At 59.2% G+C, this 26,252-nt stretch carries 25 protein-coding genes and 1 pseudogene; 21 read left to right on the top strand and 5 right to left on the bottom strand.

The genetic code is table 11. The features are described 5' to 3' along the window. Nucleotides 1–11: 11 nt before the first annotated feature. The 3 genes and pseudogenes from C7H08_RS07200 to C7H08_RS07190 form a co-directional block, all read right to left on the bottom strand. Nucleotides 12–818: pseudogene (locus C7H08_RS07200) on the bottom strand (cation efflux transmembrane domain-containing protein); the annotation flags it as partial. A gap of 24 nt (nucleotides 819–842) precedes the next feature. Next, nucleotides 843–2,198, bottom strand: coding sequence for an ATP-binding protein (locus C7H08_RS07195; protein ID WP_106671068.1), 1,356 nt, complete (start codon nucleotides 2,196–2,198; stop codon nucleotides 843–845). Beyond that, complete coding sequence (locus tag C7H08_RS07190) at nucleotides 2,182–2,850, bottom strand: response regulator transcription factor (protein WP_106671067.1); 669 nt, start codon at nucleotides 2,848–2,850, stop codon at nucleotides 2,182–2,184. The genes C7H08_RS07195 and C7H08_RS07190 overlap by 17 nt, the downstream gene beginning before the upstream one ends. Nucleotides 2,851–3,050: 200 nt before the next feature. Between C7H08_RS07190 and C7H08_RS07185 the strand changes: the two genes are divergently transcribed. The 7 genes from C7H08_RS07185 to C7H08_RS07155 all read left to right on the top strand — a co-directional run bounded on the left by C7H08_RS07185 (nucleotide 3,051) and on the right by C7H08_RS07155 (nucleotide 10,528). Then, on the top strand, nucleotides 3,051–3,584 hold the full coding sequence (locus C7H08_RS07185) for a cupredoxin domain-containing protein (RefSeq protein ID WP_106671066.1): 534 nt from the start codon (nucleotides 3,051–3,053) through the stop codon (nucleotides 3,582–3,584). A 17-nt stretch (nucleotides 3,585–3,601) separates the two neighbouring features. Beyond that, a complete protein-coding gene (locus tag C7H08_RS07180) occupies nucleotides 3,602–5,308 on the top strand; it encodes a copper resistance system multicopper oxidase (protein WP_106671065.1) in 1,707 nt (568 codons plus the stop codon). Beyond that, nucleotides 5,305–6,048, top strand: coding sequence for a copper resistance protein B (locus C7H08_RS07175; RefSeq protein WP_106671064.1), 744 nt, complete (start codon nucleotides 5,305–5,307; stop codon nucleotides 6,046–6,048). The genes C7H08_RS07180 and C7H08_RS07175 overlap by 4 nt, the downstream gene beginning before the upstream one ends. Nucleotides 6,049–6,165: 117 nt before the next feature. Next, nucleotides 6,166–7,518: an APC family permease gene (locus C7H08_RS07170; RefSeq protein WP_106671063.1), complete on the top strand. Its 1,353-nt coding sequence runs from the start codon at nucleotides 6,166–6,168 to the stop codon at nucleotides 7,516–7,518. Nucleotides 7,519–7,548: 30 nt separating this feature from the next. Further along, a complete protein-coding gene (locus C7H08_RS07165) occupies nucleotides 7,549–7,776 on the top strand; it encodes a hypothetical protein (protein WP_106671062.1) in 228 nt (75 codons plus the stop codon). Next, on the top strand, nucleotides 7,769–10,111 hold the full coding sequence (locus tag C7H08_RS07160; RefSeq protein ID WP_106671061.1) for a heavy metal translocating P-type ATPase: 2,343 nt from the start codon (nucleotides 7,769–7,771) through the stop codon (nucleotides 10,109–10,111). The genes C7H08_RS07165 and C7H08_RS07160 overlap by 8 nt, the downstream gene beginning before the upstream one ends. Before the next feature lie 30 nt (nucleotides 10,112–10,141). Beyond that, nucleotides 10,142–10,528, top strand: a complete 387-nt coding sequence (locus tag C7H08_RS07155; protein ID WP_106671060.1) for a DUF302 domain-containing protein — start codon at nucleotides 10,142–10,144, stop codon at nucleotides 10,526–10,528. Between the two features lie 79 nt (nucleotides 10,529–10,607). Here the strand turns inward: C7H08_RS07155 and C7H08_RS07150 are convergent, their stop codons facing one another. Beyond that, nucleotides 10,608–11,285, bottom strand: a complete 678-nt coding sequence (locus tag C7H08_RS07150; protein WP_106671059.1) for a hypothetical protein — start codon at nucleotides 11,283–11,285, stop codon at nucleotides 10,608–10,610. A 15-nt stretch (nucleotides 11,286–11,300) separates the two neighbouring features. Beyond that, on the bottom strand, nucleotides 11,301–12,038 hold the full coding sequence (locus tag C7H08_RS07145; RefSeq protein WP_106671058.1) for a HupE/UreJ family protein: 738 nt from the start codon (nucleotides 12,036–12,038) through the stop codon (nucleotides 11,301–11,303). 172 nt (nucleotides 12,039–12,210) lie between these two features. Here C7H08_RS07145 and C7H08_RS07140 point away from each other — a divergent pair, with 172 nt between their 5' ends. The 14 genes from C7H08_RS07140 to C7H08_RS07075 all read left to right on the top strand — a co-directional run bounded on the left by C7H08_RS07140 (nucleotide 12,211) and on the right by C7H08_RS07075 (nucleotide 26,227). Next, the gene (locus C7H08_RS07140; RefSeq protein WP_106671057.1) at nucleotides 12,211–12,561 is read left to right on the top strand and encodes a DUF3147 family protein; all 351 of its coding nucleotides are present in this window, start codon (nucleotides 12,211–12,213) and stop codon (nucleotides 12,559–12,561) included. Between the two features lie 140 nt (nucleotides 12,562–12,701). After that, nucleotides 12,702–14,021, top strand: a complete 1,320-nt coding sequence (locus tag C7H08_RS07135) for a TolC family protein (protein ID WP_106671056.1) — start codon at nucleotides 12,702–12,704, stop codon at nucleotides 14,019–14,021. Between the two features lie 5 nt (nucleotides 14,022–14,026). After that, nucleotides 14,027–15,295 carry an efflux RND transporter periplasmic adaptor subunit gene (locus C7H08_RS07130; RefSeq protein WP_106671055.1) on the top strand — a complete coding sequence of 423 codons (1,269 nt, stop codon included), beginning with the start codon at nucleotides 14,027–14,029 and terminating at the stop codon, nucleotides 15,293–15,295. Then, the gene (locus tag C7H08_RS07125) at nucleotides 15,295–18,420 is read left to right on the top strand and encodes an efflux RND transporter permease subunit (RefSeq protein ID WP_106671054.1); all 3,126 of its coding nucleotides are present in this window, start codon (nucleotides 15,295–15,297) and stop codon (nucleotides 18,418–18,420) included. Before C7H08_RS07130 ends, C7H08_RS07125 begins: the two co-directional genes overlap by 1 nt. 116 nt (nucleotides 18,421–18,536) lie before the next feature. Next, a complete protein-coding gene (locus C7H08_RS07120) occupies nucleotides 18,537–19,043 on the top strand; it encodes a hypothetical protein (RefSeq protein ID WP_106671053.1) in 507 nt (168 codons plus the stop codon). A 282-nt stretch (nucleotides 19,044–19,325) separates the two neighbouring features. Continuing rightward, a complete protein-coding gene (locus C7H08_RS07115) occupies nucleotides 19,326–19,835 on the top strand; it encodes a Na+/H+ antiporter subunit E (protein WP_106671052.1) in 510 nt (169 codons plus the stop codon). Then, nucleotides 19,832–20,140 (top strand): MrpF/PhaF family protein, encoded by a 309-nt coding sequence (locus C7H08_RS07110; protein WP_106671051.1) that lies wholly within the window; start codon nucleotides 19,832–19,834, stop codon nucleotides 20,138–20,140. Before C7H08_RS07115 ends, C7H08_RS07110 begins: the two co-directional genes overlap by 4 nt. After that, entirely contained in the window at nucleotides 20,133–20,453 is a 321-nt protein-coding gene (locus tag C7H08_RS07105; RefSeq protein ID WP_227663136.1) for a cation:proton antiporter, read from the top strand. The genes C7H08_RS07110 and C7H08_RS07105 overlap by 8 nt, the downstream gene beginning before the upstream one ends. After that, nucleotides 20,446–20,742: a Na(+)/H(+) antiporter subunit B gene (locus C7H08_RS07100; RefSeq protein ID WP_106671050.1), complete on the top strand. Its 297-nt coding sequence runs from the start codon at nucleotides 20,446–20,448 to the stop codon at nucleotides 20,740–20,742. The genes C7H08_RS07105 and C7H08_RS07100 overlap by 8 nt, the downstream gene beginning before the upstream one ends. Beyond that, nucleotides 20,739–21,440, top strand: a complete 702-nt coding sequence (locus C7H08_RS07095) for an MnhB domain-containing protein (RefSeq protein WP_106671049.1) — start codon at nucleotides 20,739–20,741, stop codon at nucleotides 21,438–21,440. The genes C7H08_RS07100 and C7H08_RS07095 overlap by 4 nt, the downstream gene beginning before the upstream one ends. Beyond that, on the top strand, nucleotides 21,437–21,787 hold the full coding sequence (locus tag C7H08_RS07090) for a sodium:proton antiporter (RefSeq protein WP_106671048.1): 351 nt from the start codon (nucleotides 21,437–21,439) through the stop codon (nucleotides 21,785–21,787). Before C7H08_RS07095 ends, C7H08_RS07090 begins: the two co-directional genes overlap by 4 nt. Then, nucleotides 21,784–23,253 (top strand): complex I subunit 5 family protein, encoded by a 1,470-nt coding sequence (locus tag C7H08_RS07085; RefSeq protein WP_106671047.1) that lies wholly within the window; start codon nucleotides 21,784–21,786, stop codon nucleotides 23,251–23,253. The genes C7H08_RS07090 and C7H08_RS07085 overlap by 4 nt, the downstream gene beginning before the upstream one ends. After that, entirely contained in the window at nucleotides 23,250–24,746 is a 1,497-nt protein-coding gene (locus C7H08_RS07080; RefSeq protein WP_106671046.1) for a complex I subunit 5 family protein, read from the top strand. Before C7H08_RS07085 ends, C7H08_RS07080 begins: the two co-directional genes overlap by 4 nt. Further along, on the top strand, nucleotides 24,746–26,227 hold the full coding sequence (locus C7H08_RS07075) for a complex I subunit 5 family protein (RefSeq protein ID WP_106671045.1): 1,482 nt from the start codon (nucleotides 24,746–24,748) through the stop codon (nucleotides 26,225–26,227). Before C7H08_RS07080 ends, C7H08_RS07075 begins: the two co-directional genes overlap by 1 nt. Nucleotides 26,228–26,252: the final 25 nt, after the last annotated feature.

Raw genomic sequence — 26,252 nt, 5'->3', positions numbered from 1 at the left:
CTGGCCTCTCATCATGCCTTGATCGCCAGAATACGGCGGGCGCCACTGAGCACAATCAGGCCAACCAGGGCACCGATTACCAGGTCCGGGTAGTTGGAGCCGGTCCAGGCCACCAGGGCGCCGGCGGCGATGACGCCGACATTGATCACCACATCGTTGGCTGAGAATATCCAGCTGGCTTTCATGTGCGCACCGCCGTGGCGATGCTTGGCGATCAGCAGCAGGCAAGTGGTATTGGCAATCAGAGCAACCAGGGCGACCGCCATTATCGTCAAGGATTCCGGCTCACTGCCGAACACGAAGCGTCGGCCCACTTCAATCAGCACCCCGAGCGCCAGAATCAGCTGCAATATCCCGGCCACATGGGCCGCACGGACCTGCAATTTGATGCTGCGCCCGACCGCGAGCAGGGCAAGGCCATAAACCGCGGCATCGGCAAACATGTCCAGGGAGTCTGCAATCAAGGCGGTGGACTGGGCGATCACGCCGGCGGTCATTTCTACTACAAACATGATGGCATTGATGGCCAGCAGTACGCGCAGGGTGCGGGCTTCCTGCGCGGTGTCGGGTGTTGAGTCGCTGGCGGCCTGGAGTGTTGCCGAGTCGGCGGCGCGGGTGTCTTGCAGCGTCGCGCCCAGGCCGAGCGGAGTCAGCTTGCCAGTGATGGCGGCCGCGTCACCGTGGTGGATAACTTCAAGCCGGCGCTGCTGTAAATCGAATGACAACGCCTGCACCTGGTCCTCGCCGTTCAGCGCCAGGCGAATCATTCGTTCTTCGGAGGGGCAGTCCATCTTCGGAATGCGGTAAAGGCTGACCCAAATCTTGCTCATTCATCGCTCCCGTCAGTTGGCCGATCCGGAGTCCGGTTTCGGAAAGTAAACCTGGGCCTTCAGGCCGCCATTCCTGCCATTGCTGAATTCAAGGCAACCGCCATAGCGTTCGGCGATTTCCCTTACTATGGCCAGCCCCAAGCCATGGCCGGGGGTTTGTTCGTCCAGTCGCACGCCACGGGTGCCCAGCGAGGACAGCTGGTCTATGGGTACGCCCGGGCCGTCGTCGGCAACGGTGATGGTGGCGCCATTATCCCGTGACGTCAGTTGCAATTCCACACAGCGTGCTGACCACTTGCCGGCGTTGTCCAACAGGTTGCCGAGGATCTCGTTCAGGTCATGTTGTTCGACAGGCCAGCGGTGATCATCGGCTAACTCGGTGGATAACTCGAACGATTTGTCGGGGTACAGGCGTCCCAGCATCCAGAGCAGGTCTCGGGCCTGCTTGACGGGCAGGGCACTTTTGCCAACCTGAGGGCCGGCGAAGCGGCTGCGCCGCATCTCTGCTTCCAGTTGACTGTCGATGTCGCCCAGCCGCAAGGCCATTTCCTCCCGCAGTGTCTTATCAAGGGGACGACTGCTGTCTTCAAGGATCTGGCGCACGGCCGCAATGGGTGTTTTCACACTGTGAGACAGATTGGCCAGAGCATCGCGGGAGCGTTCCAGCCGTTGGTCGAGCGAATCCAGTAACTGGTTCAATTGTTGCACCAGCGGCTGAAACTCCTCCGGTGCCCGGACGTTAATCCTTGAGATTGTGCCGTCTTGCAACTTTTTCAGGGCGGATTGTAGCGATTCGACTGGCCGCATGGACAAGGTGATGCCTATCCATATGACGCCTACCAAGAGCAGGATCAGTAATAGGGAGACAATTGCTGTCCAGGCGTGCAGTTCCGCCTGACTTGCCCGGAGGGCGGCCATGTCCTCTGCCACGATAATCACGATTGGTGTGTCGTTAACGATGAAGCTCCTGCGGTAGGCAAGGATGTCTGAGGGTGTATCGGTTATGTCGGCATCCTGAACCCGGATGGAGCCCTGATGATCGGAATCTAACAATGGCGCCAGCAGAGGGCGCCAGGATTCTGGTGAGATGGAGGTCAGAGTGGGTGAGTGAAGGGCGAAGGCGTGGTGAAACACGTCCTGGAAATAGTCCCCGGTCTGGAGCGTATCCAACCGGCCATCGGATTGACGCACCTGGAGTTCCAGAAATGCCACTTCATCGTGCAGTCGGCCCTCCACGAATCCCCGCGACATGCGGTCCAGCAACAACCCATGCACAAACCACGCTAGCGCCATTAATGTGATGCCAGAGGGTAGAAGCAGTGCCAGAAGGGTGCCTCTGACCGATCGGGGTTTAGTCAGTCGAATCATTGAAAAGATACCCCTGGCCCCGGCGGGTCGCAATGGACTCTGCGCCCACCAGTTTTCTCAAACGGCGGATGTAGGCTTCGATCACGTTATCGCTTGGATTGTCGTTGAGATTGTAGAGCTGTTCCATCAGTTGTTCTTTGGAAAACACCTGCCCCGGACGATTCATCAGGCAGCGAAGCAGGCGGAATTCGGTTCCGGTCAGACTGTGTTCGGTGCCATCCTGCACTTTCAGGCTCTGGCGGTTCTCATCCAGCTCGAACCCTCCTGCCTTAACCGACGAGGATACCCGGCCATCGCTGCGCCTGATGATGGCATTGAGCCTGGCAATCAGTTCTTCGGTCTGGAATGGTTTGGCCAGATAGTCATCCGCGCCGGCTTTCAGGCCGTCGACTTTGTCTTGCCAGTCACTCCGAGCCGTCAGAATCAGCACGGGGAAATTAATTTGGTTGGCCCGCCACTGCTTCAATATCGACAGTCCGTTGCCGTCGGGTAGCCCAAGGTCCAGTACGCATGCCTTGTAGCTCTCTTGCGACCCCAGGGTGCCGGCAGCTTTTGCGGTGTGTGCCATGTCGACACTGAAGCCGGCTTTCTCCAGTTGTCGCGACAGCCCGTCGGCCAACAGGTGGTCATCTTCTACCAGCAGTAATCTCATCGGAATTGCCTCTATTAGAACCCGTAGCCTGCTCCTGCACTATGGTGAAAAAACCTGAACTCAGCCTGAACGGCAATTAATCTGTTTTTTCAGAAAGAATTCAGGTTGGTGCGCCATGGTGTCTGCTGTCCAGATTACACCCGAGTGTGGAGCAGGCTCCAGGTACGCTTCACTCCAGATACAGTACAGGAGACGTTTTGATGACAGTAACAAAGTTTATGGTTACGGCTGCAGCGATGTCTTTGTCTGCCGCTGCCTTTGGCGCCGGTGCCCATGGTCACGGGCACGGTAATGGCGCGGTTACCGGCGAACCTGCCGACGCCTCAGAAGCGACCCGCACGGTAGCGGTCGCGATGTATGACAACTACTACGAGCCTGAGATCATCGAGGTACAGAAGGGCGAAGTGGTGCGGTTTGTGGTGGAGAACCATGGCCAATTGGTGCACGAATTCAACATCGGAACGCCTGACATGCACGAAGCGCATCAGGCGGAAATGTCCATGATGGTTGAACACGGTGTGATTCAGGGTGGCAAGATCAACCACGACATGATGGCAATGGACATGGGCGATGGCCACTCAATGAAGCACGACGACCCTAACAGTGTGTTGCTGGAACCCGGCCAGAGCCAGGAGCTGATCTGGCGATTTTCCAGTGACACCAACATTGAGTTTGCCTGCAATGTGCCCGGGCATTATCAGGCCGGCATGTACGGTGACGTAACGATCAAGTAAGCGTGGGAGTGAGCTCTATGAACAAACGCCTGATTACAGGAGCGTTTGCGCTGCTGATGCCGGTAATGGCATGGGCTGGCGAGTACGATCTGACGGTGGACCGGGTGACCATAGACACCGGTGACTTCAAGAAGCAGGGCATTGGCTACAACGGCGCATCGCCCGGGCCCGTGCTCAAGTTCAAGGAAGGCGAAGATGTGGTCATCAACGTCACCAACAATCTCGATGAGATGACGTCGATACACTGGCACGGTCTGATTCTGCCGTTCGAGCAGGACGGTGTGCCGGGCATCAGCTTTCCGGGAATTGCACCGGGCGAGACCTTTACCTACCGGTTCCCCATTGTGCAGGCGGGTACCTACTGGTTCCACAGCCATTCCGGATTCCAGGAACCTAATGGTGCCTATGGTGCCATCGTGATCGAACCGGAGGGGCGCGAGCCATTCCGCTATGACCGTGACTACGTGGTGCAGTTGACCGATAAGCACCCGCACTCTGGCGACCGCATCATGCGCAACCTGAAAATGTCAGCGGATTACTACAACCGCCAGCAGCAAACGGTTGGTGACTTCTTCGACGAGTCTGGTGAGAAGGGCTTTGTGGCCACCCTCAGGGACCGGATGATGTGGGGCGATATGCGCATGATGAAAGCGGATATCGAAGACGTGCAGGGCTTTACCGGACTGATCAATGGCAAGGGGCCGGAGCAGAACTGGACGGGCCTGTTCAAGCCCGGTGAGCGAGTGCGCCTGCGTTTTATCAACTCTTCGGCCATGACCTATTTTGATATCCGCATACCGGGCCTGAAGATGACGGTGGTGCAGGCCGACGGCAATAACGTGAGGCCGGTCAGCGTGGACGAATTCCGCATTGGCGTGGCCGAAACCTACGATGTCATCGTCCATATCCGGGACGAAGAAGCCTACACCATTTTTGCCGAATCCATGGGTCGCTCCGGCTATGCCCGTGGCACTCTGGCGCCCAGCGAAGGCATGGTCGCGGCTGTGCCTGAATTGCGTGACGCGCCGATGCTGACCATGGCGGATATGGCAGGTCATATGGATCATGGCGATATGGATCACGGATCGATGAATCACGGTGCCATGAATGATGACACCATGGATCACAGCGCGATGAACCAAGAATCCATGAATCAGGGCGACATGGACCACTCGGCCCATGGCGGCGGCATGCCGGAAGATCCGTTCTACGCCAGTGGCAGTGGTTTGCTGCCGACGGCCAGTAACGGCGGTAAATTTTTGTCTTACGCCGATCTCAGGGCACAAAGCCCGCTGTTTGAAGAGCGTGAGCCCACGCGCGAAATCGAGATGCGCCTGACCGGTAACATGGAACGTTATGAATGGAGCATCAACGGCATCAAATACGAGGATGCCGACCCCATTGTGCTGCAGTACGGCGAGCGGGTGCGCTTCAAGTTCGTCAACGAAACCATGATGACCCACCCGATGCACTTGCACGGCATGTGGTCCATCCTGGACGTGGGCGCCGGCAAGTGGAACCCGATCAAACACGTAATCAGCGTAGCACCAGCAACCACCGTGTACATGGAAACGGAAGTGGATGCGCCGGGAGAGTGGGCGTTCCACTGCCATCTGTCTTATCACGCCGCGTCGGGCATGTTCCGCAAGATCGTGGTTGAGGGTGGCCCGGACAGCTCCGTGGCCGAAGGCGAACAGAGCGGAAAGCAGGGGGGTGAATCATGAGCCGCGTGATGGTTTCCATGTGGGGCTTTGCCCTGGCCGCGACAGCATTCGCAGCACCCGCCTTCGCTCAGGAGGACCCTGCGAAGAAAACCCAGACGGCGAAGAACTTCTGGGGCGTGTCCGCCGAAAAGCTGGAGTACCGCTATAGTGATTCCGATGAAGAGCTGGCGGTTATTGAAGGCGATGCCTACTACGGCACCGATGAACTGAAATTCCGCTGGCTGTTCGCGGGTGAGTGGGAGGAGGCCCACAACGCCTGGGAAACCCTGGAAAACCAGTTCGTGGGCCAGGTACCGGTGGATGACTTCTGGGACGCCAAAGCCGGTGTGCGTATCGACACCCCGGAAGGGCCAGACCGGGTTTACGGCGTTCTGGGACTGACCGGCCTGGCGCCCTACTGGTTCGAGATAGACACCAATCTGTACATCAGCGATGAAGGCGACGCTTCGGTGGACTTCGAGGCGGAATACGAATTGCTGATCACCAACTATTGGATTGTGTCAGCTTCGTTTGAAAGCCTGGTGGCGTTCTCTGAAGATCAGGAAATCGGTGTCGGCAAGGGACTGAACTCCACCGAAGTGGGGCTTAGGCTGAGTTACGATCTGATCGACCGCTCTCTCGCCCCGTATGTGGGCGTGGTTTACGAACGCAAGTACGGAGACACGGCCGATCTCGCCCGTGATTCTGGCGGCAGTACCGAAGACTGGTTCGCTGTCGTCGGTGCCAGGGTCATGTTCTGACTCTGTTCTGACTCTGTTCTGAGTGGGCCTGGGTAGCTCCCTCGGCCCGTTTTTTGTCTATAGTTTGATGTAATGGAGATCCATTAATTTTTTTGCAAAGCAATGAATGGAGGCTCAATGAGCAGGGAGCAAGACAGAGCAACTCGCTATCAGGAGGGCAGTCTCACTCTGCCAGGAACCGTCATGCTGGGCACTGGCGTTATGATTGGCGCCGGTATCTTTGCCCTCACCGGGCAGATGGCGCAGATGACGGGTGCTCTTTTCCCGCTGGCGTTTCTGGCGGCAGCCTTGATTGCCAGCTTCAGCGCCTATTCCTATATCAAGATCTCCAATACCTGGCCGTCGGCGGGCGGCATTGGTATGTATCTGCACAAGGCCTACGGCAACCGTTTGCCAACGGCGTTCAACGCATTACTGATGTACTTTTCCATGGTGATCGCCCAGAGCTTTCTGGCCCGTACCTTCGGCTCCTACACCATGCAGTTGTTTGGTGGCGACGAAAGCGGGCGCATGGTGCCCGCTCTCGGTGTGGCACTGATCATTGCCGCGTTTCTGATCAACCTGCTTGGCAACCGGATGGTTCAGGGTGTGGCCTCCGTTATCGGCGTTCTGAAAATCGGCGGCATTCTGATCTTCGGGCTCGTGGGCGTCTGGGTTGCTGACAGGGTCTCGGTGGAGGTCTCCAGCCCGGGAGAAGCCGGAACCATGGGCAGTTTTCTGGGTGCAACCGCACTCGGGATACTGGCGTTCAAGGGCTTTACCACCATTACCAACAGCGGCTCCGAAGTAAAAGACCCCAAGCGGAACGTAGGGCGCGCCATTGTTATTTCCATTGCGGTCTGTGTGGTGATTTACACCCTGGTCGGTTTTGCCGTCGCCAGCAATCTGTCGCTTGCCGAGATTATCCAAACCCAGGACTATTCACTTGCCGCTGCCGCGCGTCCGGCACTGGGGGAATATGCTGTCTGGTTCACGATTGCCCTTGCCATGATGGCCACTGCGGGCGGTATTCTTGCCAGCATTTTCGCGGTATCGCGGATGCTGGCCATGCTGACCGAAATGAAACTGGTTCCCCACAGGCACTTTGGCATGCCCGGCAGCATCCAGAAGCACACACTGGTCTACACCGTGGTGCTGGGCATTATCCTGACCGCATTCTTCGACCTCTCGCGGATAGCCGCACTGGGTATCGTGTTCTATCTGATCATGGATATTGCCATTCACTGGGGTGTGCTGCGCTATCTGCGCAAGGACATCAAGGCCAATGTCTGGGTGCCAACTGTGGCTATCCTGCTCGATTTGCTCGCCCTTGGCGGCTTTGTTTGGGTCAAACTGAATACCGATCCTTTTGTTATCGGTGTGGCGGTTGTCACCATGATCGTGATCGCGGTCGCGGAGCAGATCTTTCTGACAAAATCCGGGGAAGCCGCAGGTTCGGATCATGAAGAATCCCATAAACATCATCACTAGTTTCGAGTATCAGACACGGAGGATATGCACATGATGGATGCGAATATGTATGGCCATACGATGTGGGGTGGGCACTGGCTGTGGATGCTGATGATGGCCGTTGTTGTGGTCGTCCCGGTCTGGCGCATATGCCAGCGCGCGGGGTATCCGGGTTGGATGGGCGTTTTGATATTGATTCCCTTTGTAAACCTTTTGCTGCTTTATTTCCTGGCGTTTGCCAACTGGCCGGCAAACAGGATGGGAGATGGTAATGACTGAACATCAACATGATCATCACGACCACGAGCATTCCGGCAAGCACACCGCCAAGGATCCGGTCTGCGGCATGTCGGTGGATCCACATACGGCGGAGCATCGCAGCCAGCACGGTGGTAAAACCTGGTATTTCTGCTCGTCCCGCTGCCAGTCCCGCTTCGACGAGAACCCGGAACAATACCTCGGTGAAGAGCAAAAACGGGAAGAGCCGGTAGCGCCGGGCGCCATGTATACCTGCCCCATGCATCCGGAGATTCGCCAGCAGGGGCCGGGAGACTGCCCCATCTGCGGCATGGCTCTGGAGCCAGAAGAAGTGAGTGTGGATGATGGGCCTTCCGAAGAGCTCACGGACATGACCCGCCGGTTTTGGATTGGCTTGGTTCTGGCCTTGCCGGTATTGATACTTGAAATGGGTGGGCACCTCATCGGGCTCGACCATGTTGTGGCCCCTCAGACCTCCAACTGGATTCAGCTGGTGCTGGCAACGCCAGTGGTTATCTGGTGTGGCTGGCCCTTCTTTGTCCGGGGCTGGAAATCGGTGGTCAGTCGTAATCTGAACATGTTTACGCTGATCTCCATTGGTACCGGGGTAGCGTTGATTTACAGCCTGGTGGCGACGCTCGCACCCCAGATCTTCCCGGATGCCTTCCGGCAGGGCGATGGCTCGGTTGCCGTGTATTTCGAGGCGGCCGCGGTCATCGTGGTACTGGTGTTACTGGGGCAAGTGCTGGAATTGCGCGCCCGTGAGAAAACCTCGGGCGCCATCAAGGCTTTGCTGGATCTGGCGCCTGCGACTGCCCGGAAACTGGACGACGACGGCGGTGAGGCCGATGTGTCGCTGGATCAGGTCAAGGTTGGCGATCGCTTGCGGGTTCGCCCGGGGGACAAAGTGCCGCTGGACGGTGAGGTACTTGAAGGCAGTTCCAATGTGGATGAATCCATGGTGACTGGTGAGCCCCTGGCCATCAGCAAGAAGGCCGGCGACCAGATGATTGGTGGCAGCATCAACCAACAGGGCAGCTTTATCATGCGGGCCGACAAGGTTGGCCGGGATACCATGCTGTCTCAGATCGTGCAGATGGTGGCCAGCGCCCAGCGAAGCCGCGCACCGATTCAGGGCCTGGCAGACAAGGTAGCAGGTTACTTTGTACCGGCCGTGATCCTGATTGCCATTATCGCCTTTATTGTCTGGTCGATCTTCGGGCCAACGCCGCCCATGACATTCGGCCTGATTGCTGCCGTGAGCGTGCTGATTATTGCCTGTCCCTGTGCCCTGGGCCTGGCAACCCCTATGTCGATCATGGTCGGTGTCGGGCGAGGCGCCCAAAGTGGTGTGCTGATCCGCGACGCGGAAGCTCTGGAGCGTATGGAAAAGGTCGACACCGTCGTGGTGGACAAAACCGGCACTCTGACCGAAGGCAAACCCCAGGTAACCAAACTTGTCCCGGCTGAGGGATTCAGCGAGGAAGAGCTGATGCGCTTTGCTGGCGGCCTGGAGAAAGGTAGTGAGCACCCGCTGGCGCACGCCATTTTGGATAAAGCCAAAGTGATGGAGTTGCAACTGCCGGATGCGGAAGGCTTCGATTCCCCCAATGGCAAAGGGGTGACCGGCAAGATAGATGGGCAGCAGGTACTGATTGGCAATCGCCTGCTGATGGAGTCGGAAGAGGTCGATACCGCTGATTTTGAGACTGAAGCAGAGCAGCTTCGCAAGGACGGGGCAACCGTGATTTTCGCAGCTGTCGACGGCAAAATTGCTGGTCTGATCGCCATCGCGGACCCGGTCAAGGAAACCACGGAAGCGGCCATTTCAGCGTTGCAAAAAGAGGGCATCCGGGTGGTCATGTTGACCGGCGATAACCGTACCTCGGCCGAGGCGGTTGCCCGCAAACTGCATATTGATGAAGTGGAAGCGGAAGTCCTGCCGGAAGATAAAGGCAAGATTATCCAACGTCTGAAAGACGAAGGCCGTGTTGTGGTCATGGCGGGCGACGGTGTTAACGATGCGCCGGCCCTGGCAACGGCGGATGTAGGTGTGGCCATGGGTACCGGAACGGATGTCGCTATTGAAAGTGCCGGTATTACATTGTTGCGCGGCGATCTGATGGGGATTGTGGAGGCGCGCCGGTTGTCTCTGGCGACCATGCGCAATATCCGGCAGAACCTGTTTTTTGCCTTTATCTACAATTCCGCCGGCGTTCCCATTGCGGCAGGGGTTTTGTATCCGTTTTTCGGCATACTGCTGTCCCCGATTTTTGCCGCAGCCGCCATGTCGCTGTCCTCAGTCAGCGTGATCGTGAATGCGCTGCGTTTGAGGGTGGTCAAACTCGATCAATAACCATTGAATTTCTGATCATTGGAGAAAACCATGTCATACACGATTAATCGAATTATCAAAGATGCCGATTTTGAGGACGTAGACCAAAGAGCGCGTCAAGCGCTTGCCGACCACGGCTTTGGGGTGCTGACGGAAATTGACGTTAAAACCACCATGAAGAAAAAGCTGGACAAGGACATGCCGGCCTATCGAATTCTTGGCGCCTGTAACCCTGCCATGGCCTGGGAGGCCATCGGTGTTGAGCCGCGTGTGGGTGCCATGCTGCCTTGCAATGTCATTCTTCGCGAGGTGTCGGAAGGCGTAGAGGTCAGCGCGATAGACCCGGTGGTTTCCATGTCCGCCATTGATAATGACGAGCTCAAGCAGGTTGCCGGCAAAGTCAGGGATTCGCTTTCTGACGTTGTTCAGGCGATCTGAAACCTTAAAAACCTCCCGGTTGCTATTGCCGGGAGGTTTTCCACTTCTTAGGCTACAACTCTCCAGTTCAGCGGCCTGCTCAAAGCATCTTTTTCAGCTCACCATAGTCACCACCGGTCCGCAGCACCAGCGTGACGTCGTTGTCGTTCCGGTTGCGAAAGAACCAGCCGTGGTTACCGGTAAATGCGGCTTCCAGTTCGCCCTCATCCTCCGGAACGCCACGGCCCTTCTCGTAGGAGATGGACCGGCCACCGCCGTCGCCGTGAGTGTCGAAGTTGACCGGCCCGCCTTCCGTTGCCCAGGCAAAGCGGGCGACAGCGCCTTGGTTCATCGTAAGCTTGAACTCCGTGCCTTGGCCCGGCGTCAGAACAAAGCGGACTTCGTCCTGCCATTCGGTTTCTGCAGCAGGTGCTGGCACAGGTTCTGTCGGTGTTGGCTCGGCTTCAGCTGCAGGCGCTGCGGCTGTCTCGGTGACAGGTTCAACCGGTTCTGGCGTGCTCACCTCGGCATAGGATTGAACGGGCATCATCTGCGCCGCCGCATCAGCCGCTGCTTCTTCGGCAAGTTGTTCCTTGATTTCACCCATCTCGGTCAAGCCCAGAACGCGGCCTGCGCCGGTGGGATCCAGGGCGTACTCGGCGGGCATCACCACCGTGACCAACAGCACCAGCGCCACGAAGGCGGCGATGATGGTAGATCGGATCAGCCTGGCCGTGCTGGGCAATTCGTTGCGTGTAGGCATATCGGTGTTGTACATAAATATTCTCCAGAATCAGGCGACAAAATAACCAGTGAGCTGATAACCGATGAGCAGGAACCCGGCGCCCATCATGGCCACATTGGCGGTGTAGGCGTGACGGAAGAAGCCATCGGTTTTACGCCAGAAGCTCATCACGATCAGGATCATGGCCAGGGCAATGAGCTGGCCAATTTCCACACCCACGTTGAACGCGAGCAGGTTTGGTGCCAGACCATCCGGCGAGATGTCGTACTCGATGATTTTTGAAGACAGGCCAAAGCCGTGGAAGAAACCGAAAATCAGTGTCGCGGCCTTGGTGTTGGGCTGGAAGCCGAACCAGCGTTGATACGCACCCAGGTTATCGAGCGCCTTGTACACCACCGAGAGACCAATGATGGCATCAATGAGGTAGCTGTTGATGCCGATATTGAAATACACACCCAACAGCATGGTGGTGGAATGCCCCAACGCAAACAGGCTCACGTAAATCGCGATCTGTTGCATGCGGTAGAGGAAAAAGACCACGCCCAGAAGGAACAGCAGATGATCATAGCCGGTGACCATGTGTTTGGCCCCCAGGTAGATAAAGGCAATCAGATTTATCCCGGTGATTTCCTGAATATAGCCTTTGTCGCCCTCGGCAACGGCATGGGCCAGTACCTCGGCGCTCATCCCGAGCAGTCCGAGTGTCAGGAAAATCCAGAAGAGGCGGTGTCCGCCGCCGGCGGCGGTGCGCCCGCGCCGACCGTCATCAAGCAACGTTGAGCACATCGTGACTCCCATTGTTTTATGTTAAAAGCTGCGGTGCGCAGAGATTGCATGGTCGCAGACGATACCCTTCCTCGCGTAGGGATAGAAATTAAATGTGGAAAATGTTCCCAGCCACGATACCTTTAGACTTTGGCTACTCAGCCCCGACCGGGGCCAAAAGGAGAAGACTGCAATGGCATGGCTGATCACCAAATACGCCATCACCGCCGCCCTGGTGGTGCTGATTTCCGAAGTGGCAAAACGCAGCGATAAGCTTGGTGCGTTGATTGCCGCGCTGCCGACCGTGACGGTACTGGCGATGATCTGGATGTACCTGGAGCATCAGTCCGGAGACAAGATTGCCAATCATGCCTGGTACACCTTCTGGTACGTGCTGCCCACGCTGCCCATGTTTCTGGTGTTTCCGTTCCTGTTGCCACGGTTCGGGTTCTGGTGGTCACTGGCGGCCAGCGCGGTGCTGACCATGATCTGTTTCGTCTCGCTTGCGCTGGTCCTGAAGCGTTTCGGCATCGCGTTGATGTAGTGTCAGGGCCGGAATCAGAATGATCGCCTTGAAATGTTGAGGCAGATCAATATTGATCCATTCGAAATAATTCTTTCAGTTAGAGTTCAGTTTGCCTTCCTATGATTCTCCGCATTGTCTGATTCAGCGGAGAATCCATTGTGCGCCACCTTAAATGCCTTTCGAAACCGGTCCTTGCCCTGGTGCTTGCCGCCACCGGTTCGTCCTTGTGGGCCCAGCCGAGGCTGGACCTGGCGTCTGCCCTCGAAACCGCTGTCCGGGATGACCCCTGGCTGCAAGGCAGTGTTTATCTGGAACAGGCCCTGCAGGAGGAAGCCGTGGCCCAAGGCGCCCTGCCAGATCCGCGCCTGACGCTGGGCCTGGCCAACCTGCCGGTCGACACCTTCGATCTCGGCCAGGAGGCCATGACGCAGGCCACCGTCGGTTTTACCCAGCGCTTTCCCCGGGGCGACAGCCGTCAGCTGGCGCAAGACCAGAAATCACAAATGGCGGCAATCCAGCCTTTCCAGCGGGACAATCGTCGGCTCAAAGTAACGGAAACGGTGACCCACCTCTGGCTGGATGTCTGGCGCGCCCAGCAAAGTGTGCAGTTGATTGAGGCAAATCGCAGCTTGTTCGACCAGCTGGCCGATGTCGCCCAAGCGGGCTACCGGTCCGCCACGATGGGCTCAAGGCAGCAGGATGTGATTCGTGCGTCGCTGGAACTGACCCGGCTGGACGATCGGTTAACCGCGCTGAGTGCAGAGCTGACCTCAAGCCGGGAGGCGCTGGCTGAGTGGATTGAGGATCGCTCCGCCCGGAGGCCCGTTGCCGAAGACGTGCCGGCCCATTTAATGGACGCGCTGCCGGACCGCTGGGCCACCACCGAGGCTGAAGTGCTGATTCGCCATCCGCTGGTGCGCGCCACTGATGAGCTGATTGATGCGAGGGCTCTGGATGTGGACCTGGCGCGCCAGGCCTACAAACCGGAGTGGTCGGTGTCCGCGCAATACGGGTACCGGGACCGGGCACCCAACGGCCAGAGCCGGGCCGACATGCTCTCCGTGGGGGTCGGTTTTGATCTTCCGCTTTTTACCGGTAACCGCCAGGACCGAACCCTCAATGCCTCTGTAGCCCGGGTGGAAGCCGGCAAAACAGAGCGCACGCTCCAGCTGCGCCAGCTGCAGGCCCGGGCGCGCAGCGCGCTGGCACGCATTGAGCGGCTGGACGACCGGATCAACCTCTACCGGCAGGCCCTGCTGCCCCAGATGGAGCAGCAGGCCAGTGCCGCCCTGACTGCCTACAACAGCGACGACGGCGATTTTGCCGAAGCCGTGCGCGCGCGCATCTCGGAGCTCAACGCCCGGATCGAACTGATCCAGATGATGGCCGAGCGTGCGAAGTCCCTCGCCAGTTTCCACTACCTCACCGCAGATGCTGGCAACACCGCCCGCTTTTCATTGATTCGCTATCAGGACTGATAATCATGGCCAATTTCGTTCGCCCATTGGGCTTTCTCTTGCTTGGCGGTTTTGCCGGCGCTGGTGCCACCTGGTGGCTGGCCGCCGGCTCTGACCATTCGGTTGAGGCGGCACACTCACAGGCCCGGGAGCCGCTATATTGGGTGGCACCCATGGATCCTGACTTCAGAAGGGATAAACCCGGCAAGTCGCCCATGGGGATGGATCTGGTCCCGGTTTACGAGGAGGGCGGGTCGGCCGATGACCCAGCGGGCACAGTCCGGATATCACCAACCGTGGTGAATAATCTGGGCGTTCGCACAGACGCGGTTATTCAGGGACGACTGCCCGTCAACATCACCACGGTCGGGCACGTTCAATACAACGAAGATGAGATGGCGCACGTGCACCCCCGTGTTGAGGGGTGGATTGAAGCGCTTTATATCAAGGCGGAAGGAGAGCCTGTTGAACGTGGTAAGGCTCTGTATTCACTGTACTCGCCGACGCTGGTAAACGCCCAGGAGGAGCTGGTTCTGGCGTTGAATCGTGGCAATCAGGGCCTGATTCGTGCCGCTGAAGAACGTCTGCTGGCGCTGAAGGTCCCGGCCAGTCTGGTCCGAAGTCTGAAAGATAGCCGTGAAGTGCGCCGGACCATGACGGTGCATGCCCCGGCCTCCGGGGTGATTGAAAGCCTCAATGTGCGGGAGGGCATGTTCATCAAGCCCGGCGATCGGGTGGTGACCATTGCCGCTCTGGATGAGGTCTGGGTTATCGGTGAAATGTTCGAGAGCCAGATCGCCGCGGTAAAACCGGGCGACCGGGTGGTGATGACGCTCGACTACATGCCCGGCCGCCAGTGGCGCGGGCAAGTGGATTATGTGTACCCGGAGATCAACACCGCAACCCGGACGGCCCGGGTCAGGCTGCGCTTTGACAATGCCGACGGCACCTTGCGTCCGGGCATGTTCGCCCGGCTCAACATCCAGGGTGAACGGGGCGACAGGCGTATGTTGGTGCCACGGGAGTCGGTTATCCGCACCGGTCAGAGTGACCGGCTGGTGTTGGCTCTGGAGCAGGGCGCGTTCAAATCCGTCAACGTCAGCGTTGGCCGGGTAGGTGAGCAGTATGTGGAAATTCTTCAGGGGGTAAGGCCAGGCGACACGGTGGTCACCTCCGCCCAGTTTCTGATCGATTCCGAATCCAGCAAGACTTCTGATTTCCTGCGCATGTCGCCCCGATCGCCGGCGCCCGCTGCCACGGAGCACTCGGGCATGAGTCATGAAGGAGGCCACTGATGATTACTGCGCTGATTTACTGGTCAATCCGCAACCGGTTTCTGGTGCTGATGGCCACGGTGTTGCTGACCGGTCTGGGCCTGTATTCCCTGAAAAACACCCCGGTGGATGCATTGCCGGACCTGTCGGATGTTCAAGTGATCATCAAGACCAGCTATCCGGGCCAGGCGCCTCAGGTGGTTGAGGATCAGGTCACCTATCCGCTGACGACGGCGATGCTGTCGGTGCCGGGGGCCCAGACGGTCCGGGGCTATTCCTTTTTTGGCGATTCCTACGTCTATGTGATTTTTGATGAAGACACCGATATGTACTGGGCCCGCTCCCGGGTGCTTGAGTACCTGTCGCAGGTTGCACCGAACCTGCCGGAGCAGGCGCGGCCTCAACTGGGCCCCGATGCCACCGGCGTGGGCTGGGTGTATCTGTACGCGTTGGCGGATCGCACCGGCCAGAACGACCTGAGCCAGCTTCGAAGCCTTCAGGACTGGTTCCTCAAGTACGAACTGCAGACGGTACCCGGCGTCTCCGAGGTGGCAACACTGGGTGGCATGGTCAAGCAGTATCAGGTGCAGGTCAGCCCGGAAAAGCTCCGCACCCTGGGAATTCCCTTGTCGCATATCGAAACCGCCATCAAACGCGGTAATCAGGAGGTGGGCGCCTCGGTGATTGAAATGGCCGAGGCCGAGTACATGGTGCGAGCCTCGGGTTATATCCAGTCACGGGAAGACCTGTTGTCAATTCCGCTGGGGCTGGACGTCAACGGTACGCCGATATTGCTGAAAGATGTGGCCAGTGTCGAGGTGGGTCCGCAAATGCGCCGCGGCATCGCCGAGCTCAATGGCGAAGGTGAGGTAGTCGGCGGCATTGTGGTGATGCGTTTCGGTGAAAACGCGCAGGAAACCATCCAGGGCGTGAAAGCGAAACTTGAATCCTTGCAGGGCAGCCTGCCGGAAGGCGTTGAAGTGGTGACGGTGTACGACCGCTCCGGTTTGATTGAGCGGGCGGTCAACAACCTCTGGAGCAAGCTGCTGCAGGAGCTGCTGGTGGTGGGGTTGGTGTGCGTGATCTTCCTGTTTCACGTGCGCTCATCACTGGTGGTCATGGTCAGTTTGCCGGTCGGCATTCTGACCGCCTTCATTGTGATGTACTGGCAGGGCATCAACGCCAACATCATGTCGTTGGGTGGTATCGCCATTGCCATCGGCACCATGATTGATGGCGCCATCGTGATGATCGAGAACATGCACAAACACATGGAACGCACGCCGCTGACCCGGGAAAACCGCTGGCAGGTGGTGGCGAAGGCGTCCGCCGAGGTGGGGCCGGCGCTGTTCTTCTCATTGCTGATTATCACGGTCAGCTTTGTGCCGGTGTTCGTGCTGGAGGCGCAGGAAGGCCGTATGTTCTCCCCGCTGGCGTACACCAAAACCTACGCCATGGCCGCCAGCGCCGCCCTTGCGGTTACGCTGGTGCCGGTGCTGATGGGCTATTTCGTTCGTGGCAAAGTGCTGGCGGAACACAAAAACCCGGTCAACCGGGTTCTGGTTGCCCTCTACATGCCGCTGCTCAAGGGTGTGCTGAAGTATCCGGCCAGCACCCTGCTGGCGGTGGTGCTGATCCTGGCGATTGGGCTCTGGCCTGCATCTCGCATAGGGAGCGAGTTTATTCCTCCGCTGGATGAGGGCGACCTGATGTACATGCCGACCACCTACCCGGGCATTTCCATCGGTAAGGCCCGGGAGTTGCTGCAGCAAACCGACCGGCTAATTGCCACCCTGCCAGAAGTGCAAACGGTCTTTGGCAAAGTTGGGCGAGCCGAGACAGCCACCGATCCGGCCCCGCTCACCATGATTGAGACCTTTATCCAGCTCAAGCCGCGAGACCAGTGGCGGGAGGGCATGACTACCGAGAAACTCAAAGAGGAACTGAACAGTCTGATCCGGTTTCCCGGGGTCACTAACGCCTGGGTGATGCCCATCATCACCCGTATCGACATGTTGGCGACCGGCATCAAAACCCCCGTTGGCATCAAGGTTTCGGGCCCGGAGCTGTCGACCATCGAGGCCGTGGGCAAACAGCTTGAAACAATCCTGGCGCAGGTGCCTGGCACCGCGTCGGTCTACTCGGAGCGGGTTGCCGGCGGGCGTTATATCCAGGCCGACATCGACCGCGTCCGGGCCGCCCGTTATGGCCTGAACATTGCCGATGTCCAGCAGGTGATCGCTTCTGCGGTGGGCGGGATCAATGTCTCCCAAACTATCGAAGGGCTGGAACGGTACCCGATCAATCTGCGTTACCCCCAGGACTACCGAGATTCGCCGGAGAAGCTCAAGCAGTTGCCGATAGTAACGCCGGCCGGACAGCGAATTGCCTTGTCAGATGTGGCCGACATCCGGATTGAGGATGGGCCGCCGGCGATCAAGAGCGAAAATGCCCGGATTAATGGCTGGACCTTTGTCGATATCGAAGGTGTCGATGTGGGCACCTACGTACAGCAGGCCATGGCCGTGGTGGAGGACCAATTGCAGTTGCCGGCAGGTTACTCGGTCGGCTGGTCCGGACAGTATGAATACATGCTCCGGGCCAAGGAAAAGCTGACCTACGTGGTACCGCTGACTTTGGCGATCATTGTGATCCTGTTGTTCATGAATTTCCGGCGCGTTGCCGAGGTGGCCATTATCCTGGGCACACTGCCGTTCGCGCTGATTGGCGCGGTCTGGTTCATGTACCTGCTGGGTTACAACTTCTCGGTGGCGGTCGGCGTCGGTTTTATTGCCCTGGCCGGTGTGGCGGTGGAGATTGGCGTGATCATGCTGGTGTATCTGAACCAGTCGTACCAGTCCATGCTGGAAAGCTGCCAGGAAAAGGGCCTTAGCCCGCGCCGCGAAACCCTCAGGCACGCGGTGCTGCACGGTGCCGGTTTGCGGGTTCGCCCGATCATGATGACCGGTACTTCGATCATTGTCGGGCTGCTCCCCATCATGCTTGGCGGCGGCACCGGTTCCGAAGTGATGGGTCGTATTGCGGCCCCCATGGTGGGCGGTATGATCAGCGCGATGCTGCTGGCATTGCTGGTGATCCCGGTGCTTTTCTACCTCTGGAGACGGCAGGGACTTGCAAAGGAGTGATCTGAATCAAATCGGGCGCGGTCGGTCTGTTTCAGTTAAACGGGTTTCAGGCTCAGTTCAGTTTTATGGTCTTTACTGTAGAGGGTATCGACAATCATTGAGTAAAGGAGGATCTCATGAACAGATTCACTCGTTTAATCGCCTGTTCCGTTCTCGTATCTAGCCCTCTTCTGGTCTTCGCCCAGGGCAACTCCGGGCAAATGCCTCGAGGCGGCATGATGAATCAGGAACAGTCACAACAGATGCATCAAAACATGTCGCAGATGCAGGAGATGATGCAGGAAATGCGCAATGCAGAGTCGGACGCCGAGCGCCAGCGCATTCGTGAAAAGCACATGGAGTCCATGCAGCAGCACATGCAGATGATGCGTGGTGGCATGATGGGTCAAGGCCAGGGTATGGGGCAGGGCCAAGGCATGATGGGTCAGGGCCAGATGGGAAATGGTCAGGGCATGATGGGCAATCAGTCTCGCGATCAATCTGACGGTGCCGGCCCTCGAACAGGTGGTGCCGGCATGGACCCTGAACAGCGTATGGAGATGATGGAGCAACGCATGCAACAGATGCAGCTGATGATGGAGCAGATGCTGGAGAGCCAGGCGCAAAGCCAAAAAGGGCGTTAGTCGGGCTTACTCCGACGAAAGCGTTTGAGTTTTAAAAGACCCCCCCGGCGGCTTTCTGTTGCCGGGGGGTCTGTCATTGCGCATAGTCGTCATGTCTCCCGGATTGGTGTGGGGCGGACAAAAGAGGCTGTAGTCTCTGGCGTTCTGTTAAGGCTCTGGAGCATACACCGCTGCCTGTCGGGCAGGTTTCCGGCCTCAAGACAGTCTGTGTTAGGCTTTTGGGAACTTTAACAGGGGGTTAGCGAACCAATACTCTGTGTTAACAGCGGAAATGGAGAGCCTATGCAGCCAGCATCACCTGTCGTCACCTTTGTGCTCCGTGGTGCGGCCCTGTTTGTGGTGTGGTGGGCGTTGACCCTTGGCGAGGTGTCTGGCCTGGGTTTTGGTGCTGTTGTTGCGGTTCTGGTGGCCTGGTTGTCCCTGCGCCTGTTCCCGCCGTCCGGTTTTCGTCTCCGACCCCTCGGATTGTTGCTGTTTTTTGGCTATTTTCTCTCCCGATCGGTGGTGGCGGGGCTGGACGTGGCCCGGCGGCTGTTGTCACCGGCCTTGCCGGTGCATCCCGGTGAAATTATCCTGACCCTGCGTTTGCCTGAGGGCAGCCCCCGCTGGCTGCTGGCCAATACCCTGTCTTTGATGCCCGGCACCCTGAGCGCGCTGCTTGAGGGTGACCAACTGACGCTGCATTGCCTGGATACGCGAGATCCGGTGGAGCGTGATGTGCGAGAGACCGAACGCCAGGTAGGCCGGGTTTTCGGTCTGACATTTGATCATGCCAGGGGAGCGGCCCTGTGACCCTGATCCTTAATGCCGTTGCCGCCTTCTTGTTATTGACGCTATTGATTGCCCTGATCCGGATCTGGCGCGGTCCGGCGCCGGCCGATCGGATGCTGGCGTCGCAGTTGTTCGGCACCACCGGCGTCGCCTTGTTACTGCTGCTGGCGCACGCCCAGGCCATGCCAGCGCTGATGGATGTGGCACTGACGCTGGCGGTGTTGTCAGTGCTGGCGATTGTCGCGTTTGTGACCCGGGTGGTGCGCATTGATCGGCCGTCTTCAGGACGCAAGGCGGGTGACCAGCCGGAGACACACCATGATTGAAACCACGGTGTTTGCCATGCAAGTGCTACTGCTGGTTATGGGTTGCCTGTTTTTTGCGGTGGGCACACTGGGCCTGTTCCGATTCTCCGACACCCTGTCCCGCATTCATGCCCTGACCAAGGTCGATAACCTGGGTCTGGGTTTCATCGTGCTGGCGTTGTTGCCGCTGGCGCCGTCTTTGGCCGGTGGCTTAAAAACAGTATTGATCTGGGCCGCGGCGCTGGCGGCCAGTGCCACCTCAGCCCACCTCATTGCCCGCGCGGTTCATGTTCGCCCCGAGCCCCCTGAGGCAAAGGAGTCCGCTGATGATTGAGTGGGCGCTGGACGGTTTGCTGGTGTTGGCGCTGCTGGTGACCGCGGTCGCCACGTTGGCGTCCCGGGATCTGTTCCGGGCGGTGGTGATGTTTATCGCCTTTGGCCTGCTGATGGCGCTGGTATGGGTTCGCCTGCAGGCGCCGGACATTGCCCTGGCCGAGGCCGCCATTGGTGCCGGCCTGACCGGTGTTCTGCTGCTGGATGCGGCCCGCCATCTGGGCTATGGTCGGGCTGATCCTTGCGAAGGTCAGGATAGCGACGATGGTCAGGCAGGGCCGTCACGATGATGCGGTTTTTGGGTGTCGCCATCATGGTGGCCATTTGCCTGGCGTTTGCCGGTGGCCTGGCGCTGACGGTGTGGCAGATCGCCGGCACGCCGGCACCGGTCAACCTTCCGCACTTGCTGGCTGAGAATCTGGACGCCAGCGGGGTAGATCACCCGATTACCGCGGTGCTGCTGAACTTTCGCAGTTACGACACCCTGCTTGAAATAGGCGTGCTGGTCATTGCCGGTATCGCCGGCATTTCCATGGCCAAAACCACCTCGCTCGAAGACCCGGACTTGCGCACCTCGGATTCCTTGTTGTACGCCCTTCAGCGCTGGTTTGTACCGTTGATGCTGGTGCTCGCCGGCTATCTGTTGTGGGCGGGTTCTGATCGCCCCGGTGGTGCCTTTCAGGCCGGGGCGGTATTGGCGGCATCCGGGGTGATGATGCGTCTTGGCGGTATTCCGATGGACTTTTTGCGTCCCGGCATGTTGTTGCGGTTTGGCCTGGCGCTCGGGTTTTCCGTGTTCCTGCTGGTGGCGGTGGCCAGTGCGCTGGCTGGCAGCGCGTTTTTGGCGTATCCGGAGGCCTTCGCCAAGCCGCTGATTCTGATTATCGAAGTCGTGCTGACCTTCTCCATTGCCATGGTGTTGCTGGCACTGTTTGTGTCGGCCCCGGTCAACCGGACAGAAGAGCCGGAGGAGGGCGAAGCCGGATGACACCCTCACTGCTTTATGCGTTTGCGGGCGTCGCCCTGTGCAGTATTGGCCTGTTCGGTTTTGTGCGGATTCGGCACCTGCTGCGCAAGCTGATGGCCTTTAACCTGATCGGCTCCGGGGTGTTCCTGCTCATGGTGGGTCTGGCTCAGCGCGGCGGGCAGCCCGATCCGGTACCCCAGGCTCTGGTGCTGACCGGCATTGTCGTGGCCATCGCGGCCACAGCTTTGGCGGTGGTGCTCATACGCCGCTATTACCATTTGTCGGGTCAGACCACGCTGGCCGAGCCCCGGGCAAAGCGAGCTAAACCGCCGGCTCCGACAGCCAACCGTGAGGGGTCGCCCGAATGACCCTGGGGTTAATGGCCGGTCTGCTGTTCACGCCCCTGGCCTGGGCGGTGCTGACCCTGTTGGTGGATTTCCGTAAGGGCCGGGTGGTGACCTGGCTGGGTATGGCGGTGCAGATGCTGGTGTCACTGGGCTTGTGGGCGGTGGTTGCCAGCGATGGCGGCTTTCTTTACCTGCTCGGCGGCTGGCAGGCCCCGCTCGGCATCGAATTGCGGGTGGATGGCCTGGCCGTCACCTTTGTCTTGCTGACGGCGGTGGTGGCGGCGGCCTGTGGCTGGCACGCCAGTATCTATCTGGACCCGGACAAAGCCTGGCACCGCTATTTCTGGCCCTTGTTCTGGTTTCTCTGGGCCGGGCTGAATGCCGTCTGGCTCGGTGGCGATCTGTTCAACCTGTATGTGGGGCTGGAGTTGATCAGTCTTGCCGCGGTGGGTCTGGTGGCCCTGGGCGGCCAGGCGGACGCGCTCCGGGCGGCGATTCGTTACCTGATGGCCGCATTGCTGGGCTCGCTGGCGTATCTGTTGGGGGTGGCGCTGATCTACGGCCAGTTCGGTACCCTGTCGCTGGCCGGTGTGACGGCACTGCTGAACAGCGCTGAGGTACCGGCAGGCCTGAGCTTTGCTTTGGTGTTGATGCTGCTGGGCCTGGCCCTGAAAACCGCCCTGTTTCCGATGCATGGCTGGCTGCCGCCGGCTCATGGTATTGCCAAATCACCGGTCAGTGCGCTGTTGTCGGCGCTGGTGGTGAAGGCCTCGTTCTATATTGCCGCCCGGCTCTGGCTGGACCTGGGTGGCCATCTTGGTAGTTATGCGTTGGCCCAGTTGATTGGCGCCCTGGGCGGCATCGCGGTGATCTGGGGCAGCTGGCTGGCATTCCGTCAGGTGAAGCTGAAGCAGGTGGTGGCTTACTCGTCGGTGGCGCAGATCGGTTATCTGTTCCTGCTGTTCCCGCTCACCTGGGGGGTAAGCGATGCCATCTCCCTGCAGGCGCAACAGGGCATCACCTTGCAGGTAATCAGTCACGCCCTGGCCAAGGCTGCGATGTTCCTGTCCGCCGGCAATCTGATTATGTCGGTGGGCAGTAATCGGGTGGATGCGCTGGCCGGGGTCAGCCGGTTTCTGCCATTTTCGTTGTTTTCTTTCGGGCTGGCCGGGGTGTCCCTGATGGGTTTGCCGCCGACCGGTGGCTTTGCTGCCAAGTGGTTGTTGCTGCAGGCCAGCCTGGCCAGTGGTCAATGGTGGTGGCTGGGCGTTCTGCTGGCTGGCGGCCTACTCTCTGCCGCGTATGTGTTCCGGGTGTATCAGGCCTCGTTCATCGACGATACCGACATCGATCATTTCTTCCATCCTTCAAGGAGCCTGGAGGTGATCCCGATGATACTGGCGCTACTGTCCCTGGGTCTGGGCCTGATGGCGGAGCCGGTATTGTCGGTGATGTCGCTGCCGTTTGAAGCAGGGAGAGGCCAATGACCCTCAGTACTCTGATGCCGGTGTTCGCGTTGCTGACCTCGTTGCTGGCATCGGTGGTCATCTTTGCGTTGCCAGAACGAGGCTATCGCCTGCGCACTGTGATCAACCTGGCGGCGGCCGGCCTGAAAATCGTGTTGGTTGGCGTGATGATTTGGGGTGTGGCGCAAGGGCGGGAGTACGAGTTTGCCTTCAACATGGTCCCCAGTGCCGAGTTTGTGCTGCGGGCCGATGCGTTGTCGATGCTGTTTGCCGGGCTGTCAGCGCTGTTATGGTTGCTGACCACGATCTATGCCGTCGGCTATCTGGAAGATTCGCCCAACCGCAGCCGGTTTTTTGGTTTTTTCAGTTTGTGCGTGGCCAGTACCATGGGCATTGCACTGGCCGGCAACCTGTTTACTTTTTTCCTGTTCTACGAAATGCTCACCCTCTCCACCTACCCACTGGTGGTGCATCGCGGCACCCCAAAGGCTCTGCGGGCAGGCCGGAACTACCTTGTCTACACGCTCACCGGGGGGGCGGTACTGCTGCTGGCCATTGCCTGGTTGCATGGCCTGGTGGGCGATCTACGCTTTCAGGAGGGCGGCCATTTCGCTGGTGTCGACCCATCGTTGCACGGGCCTTTGACCATCATTTTTGTGTTGCTGATCACCGGTCTGGGTGTAAAGGCGGCGCTGGTGCCTCTGCATGGCTGGCTGCCCCAGGCAATGGTCGCGCCGGCGCCGGTCAGCGCCTTGCTGCACGCAGTGGCGGTGGTCAAAGCCGGTGCCTTTGGCATCATCCGGGTGGTGTTTGAAGTCTATGGCCTGGAAGCCGCCGAGGCCATGGGCCTGCTCACCGGGCTGGCCCTGGTTGCCGCCTTCACCATCATTTATGGCTCGACCCGGGCCCTGTACCAGATTGATCTGAAGCGGCGGCTGGCGTTTTCAACGATCAGTCAGGTTGCCTACATCGTGTTGGGTTTGTGCCTGTTCGGGCCGCTGGGGGTGACCGGTGGCCTGGTACATCTGGTGCACCAGGGCATCATGAAAATCACGCTGTTTTTCTGTGCCGGCAACTACGCCGAAACCTTGGGGGTGCATCGGATCGACGAACTGGACGGCGCCGGTAAACGCATGCCGGGCACGTCGGTGGCGTTTACTCTGGGCGCCTTTGGCATGATCGGGGCGCCACCGTTGGCCGGCTTCATCACCAAGTGGACCATGGGCTCTGGTGCGCTGGCGGTGGGCATGGATTGGGTAGTGGCCGTGCTGGTGCTCAGCAGCCTGCTCAACGCCGCCTATTTTCTGCCGATTGTGCACCGGCTCTGGTTTGCCGAACAGCACCAGGCCTGGCCCCACGAGCGCCGATGGGGCCGCCTTGAAACCAGCGCCTGGTTGCTCTGGCCGCCGCTGATTACCGCGGTGCTGATGGTGCTCGCGGGCATCCTCGCCAATGTGCCCTTCAGTCCGCTCAGCTGGGTTGAACTGATTGTGGCGCGGGAGGCGGCGCTCTGATGTTTGCTTCTGCGCCTTTTGTCTTGTTGGCAGTCCTGCTCCCGCTGGTCTCGGTACTGCTGGCTTTGCGTACCTCCTGGCAGCAAGCCTACCGCTATTGCCTGCCAATATTACCGATGCCGGCACTGTTGGTTGGTCTGTTGGCCGGGTCGGACTGGGGGCTGGAATTACCGGGCCTGCTCCTTGGCGGTTTATGGGGCGTGGATGAGCTGCGGCGCGTCTTCTTGCTGCTGACGGCGGCCCTCTGGCTGACCTGCGGTGTGTTTGCCATCGGCTACCTGAAGGATCATAACCTGCGCCGGTTCTGTGTATTCTGGGCACTGACCCTGGCCGGTAATCTGGGGCTGGTGATGGCGCAGGACGTGGCCAGTTTCTACAGTTTTTTCGCACTGATGACTTTTGCCGGTTATGGCCTGGTGGTGCATGAAGGCACCGAGCAGGCCAACCGCGCCGGCAGGGTGTATCTGGCCATGGCGGTGGTGGGCGAAATGGCCATTCTCGCGGGCCTGCTGATGGCTGTGCAGCTGGCGGGCAGTGGCTTGCTGATGGATCTGCCGGCAGCTATCGCCGTGGCCGACCGGCGCTGGCTGATCATGCTGCTGTTGTTGGCAGGATTCGGGGTGAAGGCCGGTTTGCCGTTGCTGCATTTCTGGCTGCCGCTGGCCCATCCGGTGGCCCCGACCCCGGCCAGTGCTGTGCTCAGTGGTGCCATGATCAAGGCCGGCTTGCTGGGCTGGCTGGTGACCTTGCCGTTCGGGGAAGTGTCGTTGCCGGCCTGGGGTGATGCGCTGGTGATGGTCGGAGCCGTAGGCGCTCTTGGCGGCGCCGCACTGGGTCTGCTACAAGCGCGCCCGAAAGCAGTGTTGGCATATTCCAGCATCAGTCAAATGGGGCTGATGACCCTGATGGTGGCCGCGGCACTGGCCAGTAGTGAACATTCAGTGGTTATCTTTGCGGTCGTAGCCCTGTATGTGCTGCATCACGGCCTGGCCAAGGGCAGCCTGTTCCTGTCAACGGCCATGGCTCTGCCACCCGGGCGCTGGCAACGTTGGGCTATGTGGCTGTTCATTGCTTTGCCTGGTCTGGCGCTGGCGGGGCTGCCGTTTACCAGCGGCGCCATGGCAAAACTGGCGATGAAGGATGTGCTGAAGCCGTCGGGCCTGGGTTTCACGCTGGCAGCTTACTTGCCGGCCCTGATGACCGCCGGTGCCATTGCCACCATGTTGTTGATCTGGCGTTTTCTTTGGGCTTTTGGCGCGGATGCCCGAACCGGCACCAATTCCCCGGGGCTCTGGCTGGGCTGGGCTTCGGCGACTGTCTCGAGCCTGTTGCTGTTCTGGTGGTTGCCATTACCGCCCGGTTTGCCCGTCAAACCCTGGTTTGCGGTTATGCAAGCACAGGCCTGGAGCCTGCTTTGGCCGGTGCTTGTGGCCACGCTTCTGGCTGGCGTGGCCTGGCAGATTGCCCAGCGGCGTAAGTAAACGCCCCGTGTCCGGGCGACGCGCA

Source organism: Marinobacter halophilus (assembly GCF_003007685.1).
Taxonomy (GTDB): Bacteria; Pseudomonadota; Gammaproteobacteria; order Pseudomonadales; family Oleiphilaceae; genus Marinobacter; species Marinobacter halophilus.
Note: the sequence above shows the minus strand (reverse complement) of the source record. Positions and strands in the feature narration are given on the sequence as shown.